This is a genomic window from Saccharopolyspora sp., from assembly GCF_017434145.1.
Classification (GTDB): domain Bacteria; phylum Actinomycetota; class Actinomycetes; order Mycobacteriales; family Pseudonocardiaceae; genus Saccharopolyspora_C; species Saccharopolyspora_C galaxeae.
This window is the reverse complement of record NZ_JAFRFW010000812.1, coordinates 1-3,261: the sequence shown is the minus strand read 5'-3', so window position 1 is coordinate 3,261 and position 3,261 is coordinate 1. Positions and strand designations below refer to the sequence as shown.

Genomic DNA, 3,261 nt, shown 5'->3' with positions numbered 1-3,261 from the left:
GTGAGTGGACGTTCTGCTCGTCCGAACAGATCGGACCAGCCGTCCGTGCACCCCTTTCCGGCCGCGAGCGGGCCCCGGCCGCGGGGAAGCGGCTACTGGCCCTCGATCACGTCGGGGTCCAGGCCCAGGTAGGTCGCCACCTGCTCGATCAGCACGTCGTGCAGCAGGTCGGCCATGTCCTGCCCGTCCCGGGCGCGCGCCTCCAGCGGTCGCCGGTACAGCACGATCCGCGCCCGGGTGGGCAGCCCGCGGCGATCCACCCCGGACGGCACCAGCCGGGCCAGCGGCACGTTCGCGTCGACCACCACGTCGTCGTCCCAGACGATCTTCTCCGGAGCGGTGGCCTTGACTTCCGGAACCTCATCCACCGCCACGTCGAGCTCGGTCAGCTCGGCGTGCCAACGCTGCTCGATCGGCTCCAGCGCCTCCAGCACCAGCGCGTCGAACCGCTCGGAGCGGCTGCGCGCGACGGGGACCGACGATGGGTACAGGGGGCCGCGCAGTCCGCGGCCTCGACGGTCCCGCCGGGCTAGCGTCCGGCGCCGATGTCCACGTGCGGTCACCACGGGCTGAGGGTACGCCCTCCGCCCCGCGGCGGGGATGCCCGTTCGGGCGCCTGTCGCGCCACGGTCGGTGACCGCAGCGCCCACCGAGGTGTTCAGCGCACCGCGAACAAACCCGCTCACCTGGGCGAACGCCGGGCGAACAGCCTTGAAAGGGCCCGCGGCGCGAGACGATTCCGCGTGCCTGCGGCACGCACTGGACCGAGGGCGCTATCGTGCGGGTCGTGCGGAGCGTGAGGCGGTGCTCGCGGACCGGGTGTACCAACCCGGCCGTTGCGACGCTCACCTATGCCTATGCGGACTCCACCGCCGTGGTCGGACCACTGGCCACCTATGCCGAACCGCACAGCTACGACCTCTGCGAAGACCACGCGCTGAAGCTGACCGTGCCGAAGGGCTGGGAGGTCGTGCGGCACGAGGGCGAGTTCGGCATGCCGGAAGCCTCCGCCGACGACCTGACCGCGCTGGCCGAGGCGGTCCGGGAAGCCGGCCGCGATTGCGACCCGCCGGACTTCACCGTCGGTGACGGCCGCCGCGGCCACCTGCGGGCGCTGCCGGACCCCCGGGACGAGTGATTCACCCACACCCGGCCCGAACGGCTCGCCGACCCCTTTCAAGATCACCGATCGCCGGTAGGCTCTGCAGCGCAAGCGAGGTTGGTCGGACTACGTAGGGGTGTGCCGCGTGCGGGACCTGTCGGAGATCGTCAAGGCGTACGACATCCGCGGGGTGGTGGACGAGCAGCTGGACGCCGACTCGGTGCGCGAGATCGGCGCGGCTTTCACCAGGCTCGTCGGCGGACCAGCCGTGATCGTGGGCCACGACATGCGCGAATCGTCGCCCCGGCTGGCCGCCGCCTTCGCCGAGGGCGTCACCGGCCAGGGCGTGGACGTGATCTCGATCGGGCTGGCGAGCACGGACCTGCTCTACTTCGCCTCCGGCACGCTGGAGCTGCCGGGCGCGATGTTCACCGCCAGCCACAACCCGGCCCGCTACAACGGCATCAAGCTGTGCCGCTCGGGCGCGGCGCCGGTCGGGCAGGACAGCGGGCTGTCCGAGATCCAGGAGCTGGTCGCGCACGGCGTGCCGGAGTTCCTCGGCGCCAAGGGCAGCGCCACCGAGCGCGGCATGGTCGCCGACTACGCGAACTTCCTGCGCGAGCTGGTGGACCTGCGCGGCGTGCGTCCGCTGAAGATCGTGGTCGACGCGGGCAACGGGATGGCCGGGCACACCGTGCCGACCGTGTTCGAGGACCTGCCGATCGAGGTCGTGCCGCTGTACTTCGAGCTGGACGGCACGTTCCCGAACCACGAGGCGAACCCGCTGGACCCGGCGAACCTGGTGGACCTGCAGGCGAAGGTGCGCGAGGTGGGCGCGGACGCCGGGCTGGCCTTCGACGGGGACGCCGACCGCTGCTTCGTGGTCGACGAGAACGCCGACCCGGTCGCGCCGAGCGCGATCACCGCGCTGGTCGCGGTGCGCGAGCTGGCCAAGGAGCCGGGCGCGACGGTGATCCACAACCTGATCACCTCGAACGCGGTGCCGGAGATCGTCGCCGAGCACGGCGGCGAGCCGATGCGCACCCGGGTGGGGCACTCGTTCATCAAGCAGACCATGGCCGAGACCGGTGCGATCTTCGGCGGCGAGCACTCCGCGCACTACTACTTCCGCGAGTTCTGGAAGGCCGACTCCGGGATGCTGGCCGCGCTGCACGTGCTGGCCGCGCTCGGCGGGCAGGACGGTCCGCTGTCGGCGCTGATGGCCGACTACTCCCGCTACGCGGCCTCCGGTGAGATCAATTCGACGGTCCAGGACCCGGACGGCAGGCTGCGGGCGGTCGCCGAGACCTACCGGGATCGCAACGGAGCTCGAATCGACGAACTGGACGGGCTTACCGTGGAGCTGGCGGACGGTGCCTGGTTCAACCTGCGTCCCTCGAACACCGAGCCGCTGCTGCGGCTGAACGTGGAGGCACCGGACGCCGCGGCGGTGGCCGCGTTGCGCGACGAGGTGCTCGCGGTGGTGCGGGGCTGAGCGCCGCCGCAGCGGGTGCGATCTTGGGAGGGAAAGTGGCCGTGGACCTGGAACCGAAGTTGCTGGAGATCCTGGCCTGCCCGGGCGAGGGCGGTGCGTTGCGCGCCGGTTCGGCCGGTGACGCGCAGGCGGACTACCTGACCTGCAGCGAATGCGGTCGCGGTTTTCCGGTGCGGGACGGGATCCCGGTGCTGCTGCTGGAGGAGGCCGTTGGCGGCCCCGACGCGGGCGGTTCCGGGGACGCGGGCAGTCCCGGGGAGAGGTGACCCCCGGTGCTCGACGACAGCCTGTTCGACGACCCGGACCGGATCGCGGCGGCGGATGCGCGCGGACTGCTGCGCTCGGCCGCGCTGGCCGGCGCGCAGGTGCGCGCGGCGGCCGAAGCGGTGGCCGGCTTGGACGACATCGCCGATGAGCGTCCGCGGTCGCTGGTGCTGGCCGCCCGTCCCGGTGTCGGACCGGCGGTGTGCGAGCTGCTGGCGGCGCTGACCGGCCCGTCCTGCCCGGTCCCGGTTTTCGTGGGGGAGCGGGTTCCCGCCTGGGTGGGCCCGCTGGACGTGGTCTTCGCGCACACCGCCGACCCGTCGATCCGGTGCTGGCGGATTCCGATGGCCCACTGGTATATCGGTGATGCGGAATCAGGGACTCTGACAGCCGTGGATCT

Annotated in this window: 4 protein-coding genes and 1 pseudogene; 4 read left to right on the top strand and 1 reads right to left on the bottom strand. The window is 72.0% G+C overall.

Features of this window, described 5'->3' with window-relative positions; genetic code table 11:
- Nucleotides 1-92 precede the first annotated feature (92 nt).
- Nucleotides 93-566, bottom strand: coding sequence for a metallopeptidase family protein (locus IJH84_RS22055; RefSeq protein WP_295148479.1), 474 nt, complete (start codon nucleotides 564-566; stop codon nucleotides 93-95).
- Between the two features lie 221 nt (nucleotides 567-787).
- Here IJH84_RS22055 and IJH84_RS22050 point away from each other — a divergent pair, with 221 nt between their 5' ends.
- From IJH84_RS22050 to IJH84_RS22035, 4 genes and pseudogenes are all read left to right on the top strand, one after another.
- Nucleotides 788-1,138, top strand: coding sequence for a DUF3499 domain-containing protein (locus IJH84_RS22050; protein ID WP_200073527.1), 351 nt, complete (start codon nucleotides 788-790; stop codon nucleotides 1,136-1,138).
- Between the two features lie 109 nt (nucleotides 1,139-1,247).
- On the top strand, nucleotides 1,248-2,597 hold the full coding sequence (locus tag IJH84_RS22045) for a phosphomannomutase/phosphoglucomutase (RefSeq protein ID WP_200073528.1): 1,350 nt from the start codon (nucleotides 1,248-1,250) through the stop codon (nucleotides 2,595-2,597).
- Nucleotides 2,598-2,632: 35 nt separating this feature from the next.
- Nucleotides 2,633-2,863 carry a Trm112 family protein gene (locus IJH84_RS22040; RefSeq protein WP_200073529.1) on the top strand — a complete coding sequence of 77 codons (231 nt, stop codon included), beginning with the start codon at nucleotides 2,633-2,635 and terminating at the stop codon, nucleotides 2,861-2,863.
- 6 nt (nucleotides 2,864-2,869) lie between these two features.
- A pseudogene (locus tag IJH84_RS22035) lies at nucleotides 2,870-3,261 on the top strand (hypothetical protein); the annotation flags it as partial.